At 73.0% G+C, this 17,876-nt stretch carries 15 protein-coding genes; 5 read left to right on the forward strand and 10 right to left on the reverse strand.

Annotated elements, in window-relative coordinates; all coding sequences use genetic code 11:
- Positions 1–8: 8 nt before the first annotated feature.
- Entirely contained in the window at positions 9–1,052 is a 1,044-nt protein-coding gene (locus K330_RS20660) for a COX15/CtaA family protein (protein ID WP_022921823.1), read from the reverse strand.
- Between the two features lie 10 nt (positions 1,053–1,062).
- Positions 1,063–2,034 (reverse strand): heme o synthase, encoded by a 972-nt coding sequence (locus K330_RS0110695; protein ID WP_022921824.1) that lies wholly within the window; start codon positions 2,032–2,034, stop codon positions 1,063–1,065.
- A 222-nt stretch (positions 2,035–2,256) separates the two neighbouring features.
- On the opposite strand from K330_RS0110695, the gene tkt reads away from it, so the two are divergent.
- From tkt to pgl, 5 genes are read left to right on the forward strand one after another with little or no spacing between them, the layout of a single operon-like run.
- The gene (gene tkt / locus K330_RS20665; RefSeq protein ID WP_022921825.1) at positions 2,257–4,548 is read left to right on the forward strand and encodes a transketolase; all 2,292 of its coding nucleotides are present in this window, start codon (positions 2,257–2,259) and stop codon (positions 4,546–4,548) included.
- A gap of 11 nt (positions 4,549–4,559) precedes the next feature.
- Positions 4,560–5,729 (forward strand): transaldolase, encoded by a 1,170-nt coding sequence (tal, locus tag K330_RS0110705; protein WP_022921826.1) that lies wholly within the window; start codon positions 4,560–4,562, stop codon positions 5,727–5,729.
- The gene (locus tag K330_RS0110710) at positions 5,726–7,384 is read left to right on the forward strand and encodes a glucose-6-phosphate isomerase (protein ID WP_022921827.1); all 1,659 of its coding nucleotides are present in this window, start codon (positions 5,726–5,728) and stop codon (positions 7,382–7,384) included. Before tal ends, K330_RS0110710 begins: the two co-directional genes overlap by 4 nt.
- The gene (zwf, locus tag K330_RS0110715; RefSeq protein WP_022921828.1) at positions 7,384–8,934 is read left to right on the forward strand and encodes a glucose-6-phosphate dehydrogenase; all 1,551 of its coding nucleotides are present in this window, start codon (positions 7,384–7,386) and stop codon (positions 8,932–8,934) included. Before K330_RS0110710 ends, zwf begins: the two co-directional genes overlap by 1 nt.
- Entirely contained in the window at positions 8,931–10,781 is a 1,851-nt protein-coding gene (gene pgl, locus K330_RS23910) for a 6-phosphogluconolactonase (protein ID WP_169448541.1), read from the forward strand. Before zwf ends, pgl begins: the two co-directional genes overlap by 4 nt.
- A 12-nt stretch (positions 10,782–10,793) precedes the next feature.
- Here the strand turns inward: pgl and K330_RS0110725 are convergent, their stop codons facing one another.
- From K330_RS0110725 to rapZ, 8 genes are all read right to left on the reverse strand, one after another.
- Entirely contained in the window at positions 10,794–11,159 is a 366-nt protein-coding gene (locus K330_RS0110725) for an RNA polymerase-binding protein RbpA (RefSeq protein WP_022921830.1), read from the reverse strand.
- Positions 11,160–11,302: 143 nt separating this feature from the next.
- On the reverse strand, positions 11,303–11,545 hold the full coding sequence (gene secG / locus K330_RS0110730; protein WP_029202556.1) for a preprotein translocase subunit SecG: 243 nt from the start codon (positions 11,543–11,545) through the stop codon (positions 11,303–11,305).
- Positions 11,546–11,673: 128 nt separating this feature from the next.
- Complete coding sequence (tpiA, locus tag K330_RS0110735) at positions 11,674–12,486, reverse strand: triose-phosphate isomerase (RefSeq protein ID WP_022921832.1); 813 nt, start codon at positions 12,484–12,486, stop codon at positions 11,674–11,676.
- Entirely contained in the window at positions 12,486–13,697 is a 1,212-nt protein-coding gene (locus tag K330_RS0110740; RefSeq protein WP_022921833.1) for a phosphoglycerate kinase, read from the reverse strand. The genes tpiA and K330_RS0110740 overlap by 1 nt, the downstream gene beginning before the upstream one ends.
- Before the next feature lie 5 nt (positions 13,698–13,702).
- Positions 13,703–14,707, reverse strand: a complete 1,005-nt coding sequence (gene gap, locus K330_RS0110745; protein ID WP_022921834.1) for a type I glyceraldehyde-3-phosphate dehydrogenase — start codon at positions 14,705–14,707, stop codon at positions 13,703–13,705.
- A gap of 130 nt (positions 14,708–14,837) precedes the next feature.
- Entirely contained in the window at positions 14,838–15,818 is a 981-nt protein-coding gene (gene whiA / locus K330_RS0110750) for a DNA-binding protein WhiA (RefSeq protein WP_022921835.1), read from the reverse strand.
- A gap of 154 nt (positions 15,819–15,972) precedes the next feature.
- The gene (locus tag K330_RS0110755) at positions 15,973–16,935 is read right to left on the reverse strand and encodes a gluconeogenesis factor YvcK family protein (protein ID WP_022921836.1); all 963 of its coding nucleotides are present in this window, start codon (positions 16,933–16,935) and stop codon (positions 15,973–15,975) included.
- Entirely contained in the window at positions 16,932–17,855 is a 924-nt protein-coding gene (rapZ, locus tag K330_RS0110760; protein ID WP_022921837.1) for an RNase adapter RapZ, read from the reverse strand. The genes K330_RS0110755 and rapZ overlap by 4 nt, the downstream gene beginning before the upstream one ends.
- Between the last annotated feature and the right edge of the window lie 21 nt (positions 17,856–17,876).

The following is a 17,876-nucleotide window of genomic DNA, read 5'->3' on the forward strand; positions in this document are numbered from 1 at the left end:
GGCTGCGGTCAGGCGTCGGTGAGGACGTCCTGGCGCGCCGTGCGGCCCGCTGTCTCCCCCGCCGGGCGGGAGACGGCATACACCTTCTCGACCGCGAGGGTGATGACCGCGGCGAGCGCGGCGGCGCCGGCCATGTGCAGACCCACCGCGAGCACAGGGACCCCGTTGAAGAACTGGTAGTAGCCGAGCGCCGCCTGGGCCAGGAGCAGCGCTCCCAGCAGCAGCAGGACGCGGCGCACCGGGGCGGGCCAGCCCCGCCGGAGCGCCACGGCGAGGGCCGCCAGCGTCGCGGCCACCATCACGTAGACGGGCACGACGTGCACGCGCGTGACGACGTAGGGGTCGAAGGCGTGCCGGGCGACCTCACCGGCGTCCCCGGAGTGCGGGCCGGTGCCGGTGACCAGCGTGCCGAGGTAGATCGTCAGGGCGCCGCTGACCGCGATCGTCCCCGCCAGGCCGCGCGCCAGGCCGCGCTCGGGACCTCCGAGCTGGCCGGCGCGCTCGGAGACGGCCACCTGCTCCAGCGACACCCGGCGGGTGCGGGCGACCAGCACCGCGGCGAGCGCGACGAGGACGGTCGAGATCACGAAGTGCACACCGACCACCCAGGGGTTGAGGCCGGTGCGCACGGTGATGCCGCCCACGGCCGCCTGCAGGATGATGCCCAGGCCGATCGCGACGGCGATCCGGACGAACGACGGGTGGCGGTCGCGGGTGCGCCAGACGGCCAGGAAGGTCAGCACCGAGATGGCCACCAGCAGGAAGGTCAGGGTCCGGTTGCCGAACTCGATGTAGCCGTGGACCCCCATCTCCGGGGTGTTGGTCCAGGAGGCGTCGGTGCACCGTGGCCAGGTCGGGCACCCCAGGCCGCTGCCGGTGAGGCGCACCGCTCCCCCGGTCACGATGAGGAGGGCGTTGGCCAGCATGGAGGCCCAGGCCGTGGCGCGGACCCACCCGGTCACGGTGGTCGGCATCAGGAACGCGCGGACCGCTCCGCCACCCCTGGGGCCGGGGCCGGCCGCCGTCGGGGTGGTCGAGGTCGGGGACGTCATGCGGGTCCTCCTACAGCGGCAGGGGGAGGTACAGGAGCGGGTCGACCGCCACGCCCAGGAACAGCAGGGTCAGGTAGCTGATCGAGTAGTGGAACAGCCGCATCGCCCCGAGGGCCTTGCCGGTGACGCCGCGGCGGGCGCGCCCCAGGAGCCGGTGGGACTCGACGACGAAGAGCGCGCCGGAGACCAGGGCGACCACCGTGTAGATCCAGCCCATGGGGGCCACGGGCACCAGGGCCAGCGAGGTGAGCACGGTGACCCAGGCGTAGACGACGATCTGCCGGCCGACCGCGACGTCCTCGGCCACCACCGGCAGCATCGGCACGCCCGCGGCGGCGTAGTCCTCGCGGAACCTCATCGACAGCGGCCAGTAGTGCGGGGGCGTCCAGAAGAAGACCACCAGGAACAGGATGAGCGCCGCCCAGGACAGCGAGTCGGCCACGGCCGACCACCCGATGAGCACGGGCATGCACCCGGCGACCCCGCCCCAGACGATGTTCTGGCTGGTGCGGCGCTTGAGGATGATCGTGTAGAAGACGACGTAGAGCGCGATCGCCCCGAGCGCCAGCCAGGCCGACAGCCAGTTGACGACCAGCCCGAGCCACAGGACGGAGGCGACGCCGAGGACCGCACCGAAGAGCAGCGCCGAGCCCGGCGTGACGGTCCCCGTCACGAGGGGGCGGTTGGAGGTGCGGTGCATCCGCGCGTCGATGTCGCGGTCGAGGTAGCAGTTGAGGACGTTGGCCGACGCCGCGGCCAGGGTGCCGCCGACGAGGGTGGCCACGATGAGCCAGATGGGCGGTATGCCGCGCTCGGCGAGGAACATCACCGGGAAGGTCGTGACCAGCAGCAGCTCGATGATGCGGGGCTTGGTCAGGGAGACGTAGTCGCGGACCACGTCGCGCCAGCCCCGCGCTCGCGGGTCCCCGTCGCGGACGTCGACAGGAGCGTCGGGCGCGGGGCGCGGGTCGAGCGAGGTCACGGTGTCCTTCGGGTGGCGGCGTCGTCCGGGGGGACGCTGGCGTGCCTCGATGGTACTCCGTGGCAGGTGCCCGACCCGAACCGCGCCACCCCTCCCTGACGAGGCAAGAGTCTGCAACGAGGGCGGCACGGAGGACGAGCGGCTAAGGTCGGGGCTAGGCCGTCCGGACCCGGCTACGGGCCGAGAGCGGCGCACCCCGTCCCCGCACCCGTAGGAGCATTCGTGAGCGACACCGCCCCCGCCCTGACCGCCGACCGCGACGCCAGCCTGGCCAGGCCGACGGCCGACGCGGTCGGCTGGACCGACGTGGACGTCCGCGCCGTCGACACGGTGCGGGTGCTCGCCGCGGACGCCGTGCAGAACGTCGGCAGCGGCCACCCGGGCACCGCGATGAGCCTGGCCCCGCTCGCCTACCTGCTCTACCAGAACGTCATGCGGCACGACCCGTCCGAGCCGCACTGGCTGGGGCGCGACCGGTTCGTGCTCTCGGCGGGTCACTCGAGCCTGACCCAGTACATCCAGCTCTACCTGTCCGGCTACGGCCTCGAGCTCGACGACCTCAGGGCGCTGCGCAGCTGGGGCAGCGCGACCCCGGGCCACCCCGAGGTGCACCACACCACCGGCGTGGAGATCACCACCGGGCCGCTCGGCTCGGGCCTCGCCTCCGCGGTGGGTATGGCGATGGCCCAGCGCCGCCAGCGCGGGATGCTCGACCCCGACGCGCCCGAGGGGCAGTCGCCCTTCGACCACCACGTCTGGGTCATCGCCTCCGACGGCGACATCATGGAGGGCGTCTCCTCCGAGGCCAGCTCCCTGGCCGGCCACCAGGAGCTGTCGAACCTGACCGTCGTCTACGACCAGAACTTCATCTCCATCGAGGACGACACCGACATCTCCTTCAGCGAGGACGTCGGCAAGCGCTACGAGGCCTACGGCTGGCACGTGGAGACCGTGGACTGGCGTCAGGGCGCCGGGGAGAGCGGCGACGCGGTGGACACCCGGGGCCAGGGCCCCTACACCGAGGACGTGGACGCGCTCCACGCCGCGCTCCAGGCCTCCCGCGAGCGCACCGACAAGCCCACCCTCGTCATCCTCCGCACGATCATCGCCTGGCCCGCGCCCGAGGCCCAGGACACCGGCGCCTCCCACGGCTCCGCCCTGGGCGAGGACGAGGTGGCCGCGACCAAGAAGATCCTGGGCTTCGACCCGGCCGTCTCCTTCCCCGTCGAGGACGCCGTGCTCGAGCACACCCGCTCGGTGGTGGAGCGCGGCCGGCAGGCCCGCGCCGCCTGGCAGGAGCGCTTCGACGCCTGGCGTGCCGCCAACCCCGAGCGCGCCGCGCTCCTGGACCGCCTGCAGGCCAAGCAGCTCCCCGAGGGGCTGGAGCAGGCCCTGCCGACCTTCGACGCCGACGCCAAGGGTATGGCGACGCGCAAGGCCTCCGGAGAGGTGCTCTCGGCCCTGGCCGACGTCATGCCCGAGCTGTGGGGCGGCTCCGCCGACCTGGCCGGGTCCAACAACACCACGATGAAGGGCGTGCCCTCCTTCGTGCCCGACGGCAAGGCCACCGAGATGTTCCCGGGCCACCGCTACGGGCGCACCATGCACTTCGGCATCCGCGAGCACGGCATGGGCATGATCCTCAACGGCATCGCGCTGGAGGGCCTGACCCGGCCCTACGGCGGCACCTTCCTGGTCTTCTCCGACTACATGCGCCCCGCCGTGCGGCTGGCCTCGATCCAGCAGCTCCCGGTCGTCTACGTGTGGACCCACGACAGCATCGGCCTGGGCGAGGACGGCCCCACGCACCAGCCGGTCGAGCACCTGGCGGCGCTGCGCGCCATACCCGGGCTCGACGTCGTCCGCCCGGCCGACGCCAACGAGACCGCGGTCGCGTGGCGCACCATCCTGGGGTCGGTCGACCACCCGGCCGCGCTGGCCCTCACCCGGCAGAACGTCCCCACCTTCGACCGCTCGGTGATGGCGTCCGCGGAAGGTGTCGCGCGCGGTGGCTACGTGCTGGCCGAGGCCGAGGGTGGCACCCCCCAGGTGGTCCTCATCGGCACCGGCTCGGAGGTGCAGCTGGCCGTCGAGGCGCGCGAGACCCTCCAGTCCGCCGGCATCCCGACCCGCGTGGTGTCGATGCCCTGCCGCGAGTGGTTCGACGAGCAGGACCAGGCCTACCGCGACGAGGTGCTCCCGCCGCAGGTGCGGGCACGCGTCTCGGTCGAGGCAGGGGTGTCGCAGGGCTGGCGCGAGCTGGTCGGTGACGCCGGCCGCATGGTCAGCCTGGAGCACTTCGGGGCCTCCGCCGACTACGAGACCCTCTACCGCGAGTTCGGGATCACCGCGGAGGCGGTCGTCGAGGCCGCCCGCGCCTGCCTCGACGCCGTCTCGGGCGGCGCGGACGCGGCCCCGGCCACCACCACCCCGCACGAGCCGACCGGCGAGGAGAGCACCCTCGGTGACGCCGGCGAGGGCGGCACCCGATCCACCGACGAGACGCAGAAGTGAGAGAGGCAACGATGAGCGACCAGAACCAGGGCAAGCCGACCCCGTCCCCCACCGAGGTAGCGACGGCCGAGGAGACGCGAACCGCGCTGCACGAGCTTGCCGACGCCGGTGTCTCCGTCTGGCTGGACGACCTCAACCGCCCGATGATCCAGGACGGCGACCTGGCCACCTACATCGACCGCGGCGTGCTGGGCGTCACCACCAACCCCACGATCTTCGCCACGGCGCTGTCCGAGGGCGAGGCGTACACCCCCCAGATCAAGACGCTGGCCGCCGGCACCACCGAGGAGGCGGTCTTCGCCCTCACCACGGAGGACGTGCGCAACGCCTGCGACGTGTTCACCCCCGTCTTCGAGCGCACCGGTGGCCTGGACGGGCGGGTCTCCATCGAGGTGGACCCGCACCTGGCCAAGGACACGGCCGGCACCGTCGAGCTGGCCAAGCGGCTGTGGGCCGAGATCGACCGGCCCAACCTCCTCATCAAGATCCCGGCGACCGTCGAGGGGCTGCCCGCGATCAGCCAGACGCTGGCCGAGGGCATCAGCGTCAACGTCACGCTGATCTTCAGCCTGGACCGCTACCGCGGGGTGATGAACGCCTACCTGACCGGCCTCGAGCAGGCCCGGGAGCGCGGCAAGGACCTGTCGTCCATCTACTCGGTGGCCTCGTTCTTCGTCTCCCGCGTGGACGGCGAGATCGACAAGCGCCTGGAGGCCATCGGCACCGACGAGGCCCTGGCGCTGCGCGGCAAGGCCGGGCTCGCCAACGCCCGGCTCGCCTACCAGGCCTTCGAGGAGGTCTTCTCGACCCCGCGCTGGCAGAACCTCGCCGACGACGGCGCCAACGTCCAGCGCCCGCTGTGGGCCTCGACCGGGGTGAAGAACCCCGACTACCCGGACACGCTCTACGTGACCGAGCTGGTGGCGCCCCACACGGTGAACACCATGCCGGCCAAGACCATGGAGGCCACCGTCGACCACGGGAAGATCAGCGGCGACACCGTCAGCGGGTCCTACGCCGAGGCGCAGCAGGTGCTCGACGACCTCGCCCGCGTGGGGGTGTCCTACACCGAGGTCGTGGAGCTGCTCGAGACCGAGGGCGTCGACAAGTTCGAGACGTCCTGGCAGGAGCTTCTGGACACCGTCTCGGAGGAGCTGGCCAAGCACCAGGAGGGCGCGTGAGCGCCCTGACGGTCGAGGCCCTCGGCGCCGCCGCAGACGCGGTCGAGCAGCACCTGGGCCCCCTCGTGGAGGAGCGTTTCGCCTCCCGCCTGTTCGCCCAGGACGCCACCCTGTGGGGCCCGGAGGCGGAGTCCGAGGCCGCGGTCCGCCTCTCGTGGGTGGGTCTGCCCCGGTCCTCCCGCCCGCTGGTCGGCGAGGTGTCGGCGCTGCGGGAGCAGCTGCGCGAGCGCGGTGTCAGCCGCATCGTGCTCTGCGGGATGGGCGGCTCCAGCCTGGCGCCGGAGGTCATCTGCGCGACCGCCGGGGTGCCGCTGGTGGTGCTGGACAGCTCCGACCCGGACATGGTGCGCGCCGCGCTCGAGGAGGACATCAGCGCCACGGCGGTGGTGGTGTCCTCCAAGTCCGGGTCCACCCTGGAGACCGACTCGCAGCGCAGGGCCTTCGTCCAGGCCTTCACCGACGCCGGCATCGACCCCACCGAGCGTGTCGTCATCGTCACCGACCCCGGGAGCCCCCTGGACGAGCAGTCCCGGGCGGACGGCTACCGGGTCGTCAACGCCGACCCGGACGTCGGCGGACGCTACTCGGCCCTGACCGCCTTCGGGCTGGTTCCCTCGGGCCTGGCCGGTGCGGACATCGCGGCCCTGCTGGACGAGGCCGAGGAGGTCGCCGACCTGCTGGCCGACGACGACCAGGGCAACCCGGGCCTGCGCCTGGGCGCCGCGCTGGGAGGCACCGAGCCGCTGCGCGACAAGCTCCTCTTCGCCGACGCCGGGTCGGGCATCTCCGGCCTGGCCGACTGGGCCGAGCAGCTCATCGCCGAGTCCACGGGCAAGGAGGGCACGGGTGTGCTCCCGGTGGTGGTGCCGGCCCACGCCGGACCCACCGACGGGCTGGAGGACACCACCGACTGCACCGTCGTGGCCCTCATCGCCGACCCGGACACCGACCTGGACGGCGACGACGGCCACGACGAGAGCGGCACGGCGCCGGCGGGAGCGGCGGCCGGCTCGCAGGTGAACGTCGCCGGCCCCCTGGGGGCGCAGTTCCTCCTCTGGGAGGTCGCGACGGCGGTCGCCGGACGCCTGCTCGGCATCAACCCCTTCGACCAGCCCGACGTCGAGAGCGCCAAGCAGGCCGCCCGCGACATCATGGAGCAGGGGGCCGGGGAGGGCGACGACCCGGTGGCCGTCGACGACGCGGTCGAGATCCGCGCCGGCAGCTGGCTGCCCCCCGGCACCTCGACCCTGCAGGAGGCCGTGGAGGCCCTGACGCGGCAGCTGGACCCCGCGCGCGGCTACCTGGCCGTGATGGTCTACCTCGACCGGCTCCGCCTCGCCGGCCTCGCCTCGGTGCAGGCCGACCTGGTGCGCCGCACGGGCCGGCCGGTCACCTTCGGCTGGGGCCCGCGGTTCCTGCACTCCACCGGCCAGTACCACAAGGGCGGACCCGCCCAGGGTGTCTACCTGCAGGTCACCGGTGCGCCGGAGCAGGACCTCGCCGTGCCCGGCAAGGACTACACCTTCGGGGAGTTCATCACGGCCCAGGCCGCGGGCGACGCCGCGGTGCTCGCCGAGCACGGCCGGCCCGTCCTGCGCCTGCACCTCACCGACCAGGCGCGTGGCCTCGAGCAGCTGCGCGCGGCACTGGGCTGATGCCCGGCACCCCGGCGGAGGTCACACCCGACCTCAACCCGCTGCGACATCCTGACGACAAGCGGCTGCCGCGGATCGCGGGACCGTGCAGCATGGTGATGTTCGGCGTGACGGGTGACCTCGCCCGCAAGAAGCTCATGCCGGCCATCTACGACCTGGCCAACCGCGGGCTGCTGCCGCCGGGCTTCTCCCTCGTGGGCTTCGCCCGCCGGGAGTGGGCCGACCAGGACTTCGCCAAGGTCGTCCACGACTCGGTGCGGGCCCATGCCCGCACCGAGTTCCGGGAGGAGGTCTGGCGGTCCCTCGCCGAGGGGTTCCGGTTCGTGCCGGGCGCCTTCGACGACCCGGACGCGTTCCGGCTCCTCGCCCGCACCGTGCACGAGCTGGACGAACAGCGGGGCACCGGGGGCAACCACGCCTTCTACCTGTCCATCCCGCCGGCCTGGTTCGGGCCGGTGTGCGACCAGCTGCAGGCCAGCGGGCTGTCCGACCCCCGGCCGGGCACCTGGCGGCGCGTGGTGATCGAGAAGCCCTTCGGCCACGACCTGGCCAGCGCCCAGGAGCTCAACGCCATCGTCGAGAACGTCTTCCCGCCGGACTCGGTCTTCCGCATCGACCACTACCTGGGCAAGGAGACGGTGCAGAACCTGCTGGCGCTGCGCTTCGCCAACCAGATGTTCGAGCCGGTGTGGAACAGCCACTACGTGGACCACGTGCAGATCACCATGGCCGAGGACATCGGTATCGGCGGCCGGGCCGGCTACTACGACGAGGTCGGTGCCGCCCGCGACGTCATCCAGAACCACCTGCTCCAGCTGCTCGCCCTGACCGCCATGGAGCCACCGATCGCCTTCACCGCCGACGCGGTGCGCGCGGAGAAGGAGAAGGTGCTCGCCTCGGTGCGCCTGCCCGAGGACCTCACCACGAGCACCGCGCGGGGGCGGTACACCGCGGGCTGGCAGGGCGACGAGAAGGTCCCCGGCTACCTCGAGGAGGACGGGGTCGGGGCGGGGTCCACCACCGAGACGTATGCCGCGGTCAAGCTGTGGGTGCACACCCGGCGGTGGGCGGGGGTCCCCTTCTACCTCCGTGCAGGGAAGCGGCTGGGCAAGCGGGTGACCGAGATCGCCGTCATGCTCAAGCGGGCGCCGCACCTGCCGTTCACGGACACCGCGACCGAGGAGCTGGGCCAGAACGCGGTCGTCATCCGGGTCCAGCCCGACGAGGGCGTGACCATCCGCTTCGGCTCCAAGGTGCCCGGCAGCCAGATGGAGGTGCGGGACGTGACCATGGACTTCGGCTACGGCGCCAGCTTCACCGAGTCCAGCCCGGAGGCCTACGAGCGGCTCATCCTGGACGTGCTCCTCGGCGAGCCCCCGCTCTTCCCCCGCCACGAGGAGGTCGAGCTGTCCTGGAAGATCCTGGACCCCATCATCGACAGCTGGTCGCGCAGCCGCTCCGGGCCCGACGACTACCCCGCCGGGACCTGGGGCCCGGACGACGCGGACGAGCTGCTGCGCCGCGACGGCCGTGAGTGGAGGCTCCCGTGATCCGCGACCTGCCGAGCACCTCGACCAGCGCGGTCTCCAAGGAGCTCCTGCGCCTGCGCAACGAGGTGGGCGCCATGGCCATGGGCCGCGTCCTCACCCTGCTGGTCACCGTGGACGAGGACCAGGCCGACGCCGCCATCCGCGCGGCCAACGACGCGACACGGCAGCACCCGGCGCGGATCCTCGTGCTCGTCCTGGCCAACAGCCGTGGCAGGGGCCGCCTCGACGCCCAGATCCGGGTGGGCGGCGACGCGGGCGCCAGCGAGATCGTCGTGCTGCGCCTCTACGGCGACCTCACCCGCCAGGAGGCGTCCGTCGTCACCCCGCTGCTGCTGCCCGACTCCCCCATCGTCGCCTGGTGGCCGGGCGAGCCGCCCGCCGACGTGGCCGGCTCGCCGCTGGGGCAGATGGCGCACCGGCGGATCACCGACGCCACCGTCTGCCCCAGGCCCGCGACCCAGCTGAAGCGCCGGGACCGCCACTACGCCCCCGGGGACAGCGACCTCGCGTGGACGCGCATCACCCGGTGGCGGGCGCTCCTGGCCGCCTCGCTGGAGTCCGCACCCTTCGAGCCGGTCACGGGGGCGGCCGTCACCGCCGAGCCCGACCACCCGGGAGCGGCCCTGCTCGCCGGCTGGCTGGCGGCCATGCTGCGGTGTCCCGTCACCCGTGTGCGCAGCGCCGCCGGCAGCGGCCTGGTCAGCGTGCGCCTGGAGCGCGTCTCGGGTCCGATCGACCTGGTGCGCACCGAGGACGGCACGGACACCGCCACGCTCAGCCGTGTCGGCAGCCTGCCCCGTCTCGTGGCCCTGCACACCCCCTCGTTGGCGCAGACGCTGGCCGACGAGCTGCGCCGGCTCGACCCCGACGAGGTCTACGCCGTCGCTCTGCGCGAGGGGCTGCCTCTGGTCAGCCGCGGGTCCACCCGGAGCCGCGCCGCGCAGGCGGGCGACGTGCCCGCCGGGCCGGAGGACGTCGACACCTCCGACCGTGCGAGCGTCTCGAGCCGCGCCCTGGGACGTCGCTCCCCCTCGGAGCGGGCCGCCGACGAGGCCGTGCAGGCCCGCGTGGAGGAGGCCCTCGAGACGGCCCGGGCCGGAGAGGTCCGGACCTTCCCGGACAAGGGCGCCGTCGCCCGGACCGTCGTGGACGAGCTGGACCGCCGGGTCCACGACGCCGTGGCCACCCGCGGACAGGCCCACCTCGTGCTGACCGGTGGCTCCATGGGAACGGCCGTCATGGAGGACCTGGCCGGGCGCGCGCGGTCCGGCGACCTGGAGCGTGCCGTCTGGCAGCAGGTGCACCTGTGGTGGGGCGACGAGCGGTTCGTGCCCGAGGGGCACGAGGACCGCAACGACGCCCAGGCCGACGACGCCGGGCTGGGCGACCTGCCCGTGCGCCGCGAGCACGTCCACCGGGTGCCGGCCGGGTCCGACCCCGAGCAGGCCACGGAGGCCGCCGCACGGTATGCGGCCGAGCTGGCCCGGCACGCACCGGAGGGGTCGGGCGTCCCCGAGCTCGACGTCGTGATGCTGGGCGTGGGGCCGGACGCCCACGTCGCCTCGCTCTTCCCCGGCCGTCCCCAGCTGGGGGTGGAGGACCGCACCACCGCAGCCGTGGGGGACTCGCCGAAGCCGCCGCCGACGCGGGTGACGCTGACCCTGCCCGCCCTGGCGCAGGCCTCGGCGGTGTGGCTGCTGGTGGCCGGTGCGGACAAGGCCGAGGCCGTGGCGCTCGCCCGGGGCACGCGGGACGACCCCCAGGTGCCCGCGTCCTGCGTCCGCGGACGGCACGAGACCGTGTGGTGGCTCGACGAGGCCGCCGCCGCCTCGCTCGACCAGGTCTAGGGGACCGGCGGCTCAGCCCTCGGCGGAGCCGCCGCCCACGCCGCGGCGGCGCATGGCCTCCAGGGCCTCCTCCAGCAGCGCGGCGCCGTCGGAGTCGCTCCGGCGCTCCTTCACGTAGGCCAGGTGGGTCTTGTAGGGCTCGATCCGGGGCGCCTCCGGCGGGTGGGCCGGGTCCGTCCCGGCGGGCAGCCCGCACCGCGGACAGTCCCAGGTCTCCGGGACCTCGATCTCCTCGCCCCGGGCGAAGCTGGGTGTGGTCTCGTGGCCGTTCGCGCACCAGTAGCTGACGACGATGCGCGGCGCGGTGTCCCCCCGTTCGGACTCTCCCATCGGGCCCGAGCCCACCCTGCTGCCGCGGATCGCGTTGGTCCCTGCCATGCGGTGCCTCCTTCATACCCCTGTGTCGGCTGCGTCGGCGACGGACCCGGACACAGCCGTGTTCCAGGTGGGCAGAGTAACCCGGCAGACCCCGTGCTCACCAGGGTCGCGCCGTCACCGGCGCGGCGGAGGAGCTGTGCCGGTCAGCCGAAGCGGACGAGCAGGCCGAGCCCCACGATGACCGTGATCCACACGAGCGCGACCGCGACGGTGATCCGGTTGAGGTTGCGCTCGGCCACCGACGACCCGCCCAGGCTGCTGCTCATGCCACCCCCGAACATGTCGGACATGCCGCCCCCGCGCCCCTTGTGCATGAGGATGAGCAGCACGAGGAAACAGCTGGTGATCACCAGCAGGGCGTTCAGGAACCAGCGCACGTAGTCCACGCGGGACACACCTCGTCATCGGGTCGGAAAGCTTGTCTGTCGCCCCGCGGCCGCGAGGGGCCGCGGGGCGACGTACAGCCTAACCCAGGCGGTCCGGCGCGCCCGACGCGGCGCGCGGCCCGGTCACCTCAGGCGGAGCCACCGTGATGCTGGCGGTAGCGGCAGATCGCGGCGAAGTCGTCCACGACGAGCGAGGCACCCCCGACGAGGGCCCCGTCGACGTCCTCCTGCGCCATGATCTCGGCCACGTTGGCGGCCTTCACCGAGCCGCCGTAGAGGATGCGCAGCCCGTCGGCGACCTGGTCGCCGACCAGCTCACGGACGGTGCCCCGGACCGCCGCGCACACCTCCTGGGCGTCCTGCGGCGTGGCCACCTCGCCGGTGCCGATCGCCCACACGGGCTCGTAGGCCACGACGACCCGGGAGACCTGGTCGCCGTCGAGACCGTCGAGGGCGCCGGCCAGCTGTCCCACGACGTGCTGGACGTGCCTGCCGGCCTGCCGGACGTCCAGGGGCTCACCGACGCACAGGATCGGCGTCAGACCGTGCCGCAGCGCCGCCCGCACCTTGGCCGCGACGACCCGGTCGTCCTCGGCGTGGTACAGGCGTCGTTCGCTGTGCCCGACGGCGACGTAGGTGCACCCGAGCTTGGCCAGGAAGGCGCCCGAGATCTCGCCGGTGTAAGCCCCCTCGTCGTGCTGGGAGAGGTCCTGCCCCCCGTAGCGCAGGTCGAGGTTGTCACCCTGGACCAGCGTCTGGACCGACCGCAGGTCGGTGAAGGGCGGGAGGACGGCGACCTCCACCGCGGCGAAGTCGTGCCGGGCGTCCTTGAGCGTCCAGTCGAGCTTCTGCACCAGGTGCGTGGCCTGGAGGTGGTCGAGGTTCATCTTCCAGTTGCCCGCCATCAGGGGCGTGCGCGGGGTGCTCTTCGTCTGCGCCATCAGTCCTCCAGCACCGCAAGGCCGGGGAGCTCCTTGCCCTCGAGATACTCCAGGCTCGCCCCGCCGCCGGTGGAGATGTGCCCGAAGTCGTCGTCGGCGAAGCCGAGGTCGCGCACGGCCGCGGCGCTGTCACCGCCACCGACGACCGTCATCGCGCCGTCCCTGGTCCGGTCGACCAGAGCCGTGGCCACCGCCTTGGTGCCCGAGGCGAAGGGAGCCATCTCGAAGGCGCCCATCGGGCCGTTCCAGAACACGGTGCGGGCGTCGGCGAGGGCCTGGGTGAAGAGCTGCTCGGACTCCGGCCCGATGTCCAGGCCCATCATGTCGGCCGGGATCGCGTCGGCCGCGACCACCTCGTGACGGGCGTCGGCCGAGAAGGCGTCGGCCACGACGACGTCGACGGGCAGGACGATCTCCACGCCCTTCTCCGCGGCGGTCTCGAGGTAGCCGCGGACCGTGTCGACCTGGTCCTCCTCCAGCAGGCTGGTGCCGACCTCGTGGCCCTGCGCGCGCAGGAAGGTGAACACCATGCCCCCGCCCACGAGCAGCTTGTCGGCCACCGACAGGAGGGACTCGATGACACCGAGCTTGTCGCTGACCTTGGCACCGCCGAGGATGACCACGTAGGGCCGCTGCGGGTCCTCCCGCAGCCGCCGCATGACGTCGACCTCGGCGTGGACCAGGCCGCCCGCCGCGTGCGGGAGCAGCCGAGCGACGTCATACACCGACGCCTGGGCGCGGTGGACGACCCCGAAGCCGTCGGAGACGAAGGCGTCGGCGAGCCCGGCGAGCTGCCGGGCGAACTCGGCGCGCTCGCCGTCGCCCTTGGCGGTCTCGCCGGCGTTGAAGCGCAGGTTCTCCAGGACGACGACGTCACCGTCGGCCATGGCGCGCACCGCGGTCGTGGCCCGCTCCCCCACCGTCTCCTCGACGAAGGTCACCGGTCGACCGAGCAGCTCGCCGAGCCGCTCGGCGACCGGTGCGAGCGAGTAGCGCGGGTCGGGCTCGCCCTTCGGACGGCCCAGGTGGGCGGTCACCACGACCCGTGCGCCCGCCTCCGCGAGCGCACGGATCGTCGGCACCGAGGCCCGGACCCGGCCGTCGTCGGTGATCGTCGTGCCGTCGAGGGGCACGTTGAGGTCGCTGCGGACCAGCACCGTGCGGCCCGCGAGTCCGCCGAGGTCCTCCCCCAGCTGCTCGATCGTGCGCATCAGGCTCAGAGCTTGGAGCCGACGAGGGCGACGAGGTCGACGAGACGGTTGGAGTAGCCCCACTCGTTGTCGTACCAGCCCACGACCTTGACCTGGTTGCCGATGACCTTGGTCAGGCCGGCGTCGAAGATGCACGAGGCCGGGTCGGTCTCGATGTCCTTGGAGACGATCGGGTCCTCGGTGTAGCGCAGGATGCCCTTGAGCGGGCCCTCCGCGGCCTTGCGCATCGCGTTGTTGACCTCCTCGACGGTGGTCTCCCGACCCGCCTCGAAGGTCAGGTCAGTGGCCGAGCCGGTCGGCACCGGCACCCGCAGCGCGTAGCCGTCGAAGCGGCCCTTGAGCTCGGGGAGCACCAGCGCGACGGCCTGGGCCGCACCGGTCTTCGTCGGCACGATGTTCAGGGCCGCTGCACGCGCACGGCGCAGGTCCTTGTGCGGCCCGTCCTGGAGGTTCTGGTCGGCCGTGTAGGCGTGGATCGTCGTCATCAGGCCACGCACGATCTCGAACTCCTCGTGCAGGACCTTGGCCATCGGGGCCAGGCAGTTGGTCGTGCAGGAGGCGTTGGAGATGATCGTGTGCGCGGCGGGGTCGTAGTCGTCGTCGTTGACCCCGAGGACCAGGGTGAGGTCCTCGTTCTTGGCCGGCGCCGAGATGATGACCTTCTTGGCGCCGGCGTCGATGTGGGCCTGCGCCTTGGTGGCGTCGGTGAAGATGCCGGTGGACTCCACGACGATGTCGGCACCCAGGTCGCCCCAGGGCAGGGCCGACGGGTCCTTCTCGGCGAACGCCTTGACCGCCTTGCCGTTGACCCGGATCTCGTCCTCGGTCGCGCTGACCTCGCCGTCCAGTCGGCCCAGGATCGAGTCGTACTTGAGCAGGTGGGCCAGCGTCTCGTTGTCGGTGAGGTCGTTCACCGCGACGATCTCGATGTCGGCTCCGGACGCCAGCACGGCCCGCATGAAGTTGCGGCCGATGCGCCCGAATCCGTTGATGCCTACGCGAACGGTCATGGAAGAACCTTCCCTCGTCAGGTGGCGGGCGCGCGGGTGCGCGCCGCTGGTGGTCGACGACGTCGTCAGCCACCAACCTATCGGCCCTGCCGCGACCCTTCCAAAGGAGGGGGCACCCTGCCGGAGGGGCTCAGTCCTCGAGCATGTCGGCCGTGAGGTTGGCCTCGGTCCCCTCGATCCCCAGGTCCTCCGCGCGCTTGTCCGCCATCGCCAGCAGGCGGCGGATGCGTCCGGCGACGGCGTCCTTGGTCATCGGCGGGTCGGCGAGCTGGCCCAGCTCCTCCAGCGAGGCCTGCTTGTGCTGCAGCCGCAGCTCGCCGGCCACCCGGAGGTGCTCCGGGACCTCCTCGGCGAGGATCTCCAGCGCCCGCTCGACGCGGGCGCCGGCGGCGACCGCCGCCCGGGCGGACCGGCGCAGGTTGGCGTCGTCGAAGTTGGCCAGGCGGTTGGCCGTGGCCCGCACCTCGCGGCGCATCCGCCGCTCCTCCCACGCCAGCACGGCGTCGTGCGCGCCGAGGCGGGTCAGCATCGCCCCGATGGCGTCGCCGTCGCGGATCACGACCCGGTCCACCCCGCGCACCTCGCGCGCCTTGGCCTGGATGCCGAGCCGGCGGGCGGCCCCGACGAGCGCCAGGGCCGCCTCGGGGCCCGGGCAGGTGATCTCCAGCGAGGACGACCGCCCGGGCTCGGTGATCGAGCCGTGGGCGAGGAAGGCCCCGCGCCAGGCCGCCTCCGCGTCGCAGACGGCGGCGCCGACGACCCGGGGCGGCAGGCCGCGCACCGGACGGCCGCGGTGGTCGATCAGCCCGGTCTGCCGGGCCAGCGACTCCCCGTCGGAGGTGGCGCGCACCACATACCTCGTGTGCTTGCGCAGCCCGCCCGGGCTCATGACCATCAGCTCGCTGCTGCTGCCGTAGACCTCCGCCATGAAGGCGCGGAGCCGGCGCGCGCTCTGGGCGGTGTCCAGCTCGGCCTCGATGACGATCCGGCCACCGACGATGTGCAGCCCGCCGGCGAAGCGCAGCATCGTCGAGACCTCCGCCTTGCGGCAGCACGTCCTGGTCACCGGGAGCCTGCTGAGCTCGTCCTTGACCTTCGCGGTCATCGCCACAGCCGTCAACCTCCTGGTGCGCTCGGGCGGGGTGGTGGTCAGTGACCCTGGCTGGTTCCCACCCGCGTGCGGCAGGCTACCTTGTCCGCGGCTCATCGACGTCCTCCCGGCCGGGTCCGTGACGCTGCGCCCGCGACCGGGAGGGGCGCGGCGCTCATGGGGTCCGCACCCCCAGCACGTCGCGGTAGGCGGCCGCCAGGCGCAGGGTGTCGTGCAGGCCGGGAGACCTCGCGCTCCCCACGTCGGTGACGACCAGGCGGGCCCCGAGCAGGTCGACCGCGGCCTGCAGCGCCTCCCGCTCGGCCCGGGTCCGCACCACCTGCGGGTCGGCGATGACGTGGTCGAACGTCAGGCCCGGCGCGTGCTCGACGACCGTGTGGACGTGCTCGGCGACCGTGTAGCCGCTGGCCTCGTCGTCGGTGAGGCTCACGTTGAGCGTCAGCACCCGGACGGCCGGGGTGTCCTGCAGCGCCTGGCGCAGGTCGGGGACGAGCAGGTGCGGCATCACCGAGGTGAACCACGAGCCTGGGCCCAGGACGACCACGTCGGCCAGCTTGATCGACTCGAGCGCCTCCGGACAGGCCGGGGGTGCCTCCGGCAGCAGCCGGACCCGCACCACCTTGCCGGGGTGCTTGGCGACCCGCGACTGGCCACGGACCGAGATCTCGGTCGGCTCCCCCATGTCGTCGGGCACCAGGATGCCGGCCTCGATGTCGAGCGGGACGAGGGACATCGGCAGCACCCTGCCGCGGGTGTTGAGCAGGCGGCCGACGAGGTCCAGGCCGCGGACGTGCTCGTCCGGCAGGAGGTCCCACAGCGCGGTGATGAGCAGGTTGCCCAGAGCGTGCCCGCCCAGCTCTCCGTGACCGCGGAACCGGTGCTGCAGCACCGCGGACCACTGGTGGCCCCACCCGGTGTCCTCGCAGAGCGCGGCCAGCGCCATGCGCAGGTCACCCGGTGGCAGGATGTCGAACTCCTGGCGCAGGCGACCGCTCGAGCCGCCGTCGTCCGCGACGGTGACGACGGCCGTGATGGCCTCGGTCATGTGCCGCAGGGCCTGCAGCGAGGCGGACAACCCGTGACCGCCCCCCAGCGCCACGACGCGTGGTGCGCTCATTCCCGGCCCAGGTCCCGGTGAAAGGTGGTCAGCTGCACGCCCACGTCCTCCAGGTCGGCCAGCCGCAGCGCCAGCTCCTCGGCGATGGCCACCGAGCGGTGCTTGCCGCCGGTGCAGCCCGCCGCCACGGTGACGAAGCGTCGTCCTTCGGCCAGGTAGCCGGCCACCGCCGTGCGCAGCATTCGCTCGGTGTGGTCCAGGAAGCTGCCCGCCAGGTCCTGGCCGAGCACGAAGTCACGGACGGCGCCGTCCTTGCCGGTGTAGGGACGCATGGCCGGGTCCCAGTACGGGTTGGGCAGGAACCGCAGGTCGAGCACGGTGTCGGCGTCCAGGGGGATGCCGTACTTGAACCCGAAGGACATGACGGCCAGGCGCAGGCGCACCTTGACCCCGGTCTCGATGAGCGAGTCCACCTTCGCGCTGAGCTGGTGGACGTTGTAGTTGCTGGTGTCGACCACGACGTCGGCGTTGGACCGCAGGTCGGACAGCATCCGCCGCTCCCGGCGGATCCCGTCGAGCAGCAGTCCCTCCCCCTGCAGCGGGTGCGGCCGGCGGACCGCGTCGAACCGGCGCACGAGCGCCTCGTCGGAGGCGTCCACGAAGACGACCCGGGGGCGCCAGCCACGCTCCGCGAGCGCCTGGAGCGCGGTCGACAGCTCGGTGGTGAAGTCACGGCTGCGCACGTCGACCACGGCCGCGACCTTCTGCCGCTGCGGGTCGTCGGCGGTGACCTCCATCAGCTCCACGATCATCGAGGGCGGCAGGTTGTCCACGACGTACCACCCCCGGTCCTCCAGGACGTCGCCCGCGGTGGTCCGGCCGGCGCCGGACATGCCGGTCAGGATGACGACGTCGTGGCGGCGGCTGCCGTCGCCGGTCGTCTCGGGCGGCAGCTCGGCGGTGCGGTCCTGGGGGGTCACGGTCCACCTGTCGTCTCGGGG

It is taken from the genome of Ornithinimicrobium pekingense DSM 21552, assembly GCF_000421185.1.
Taxonomy (GTDB): Bacteria; Actinomycetota; Actinomycetes; order Actinomycetales; family Dermatophilaceae; genus Ornithinicoccus; species Ornithinicoccus pekingensis.

Coding starts and splice junctions, on each gene's coding strand:
- K330_RS20660 (WP_022921823.1), bottom strand. CDS start 1,052: ATGACGTCCCCGACCTCGACCACCCCGACGGCGGCCGGCCCCGGCCCC.
- tal (WP_022921826.1), top strand. CDS start 4,560: ATGAGCGACCAGAACCAGGGCAAGCCGACCCCGTCCCCCACCGAGGTA.
- zwf (WP_022921828.1), top strand. CDS start 7,384: ATGCCCGGCACCCCGGCGGAGGTCACACCCGACCTCAACCCGCTGCGA.
- K330_RS0110725 (WP_022921830.1), bottom strand. CDS start 11,159: ATGGCAGGGACCAACGCGATCCGCGGCAGCAGGGTGGGCTCGGGCCCG.
- tpiA (WP_022921832.1), bottom strand. CDS start 12,486: ATGGCGCAGACGAAGAGCACCCCGCGCACGCCCCTGATGGCGGGCAAC.
- K330_RS0110740 (WP_022921833.1), bottom strand. CDS start 13,697: ATGCGCACGATCGAGCAGCTGGGGGAGGACCTCGGCGGACTCGCGGGC.
- gap (WP_022921834.1), bottom strand. CDS start 14,707: ATGACCGTTCGCGTAGGCATCAACGGATTCGGGCGCATCGGCCGCAAC.
- K330_RS0110755 (WP_022921836.1), bottom strand. CDS start 16,935: ATGAGCGCACCACGCGTCGTGGCGCTGGGGGGCGGTCACGGGTTGTCC.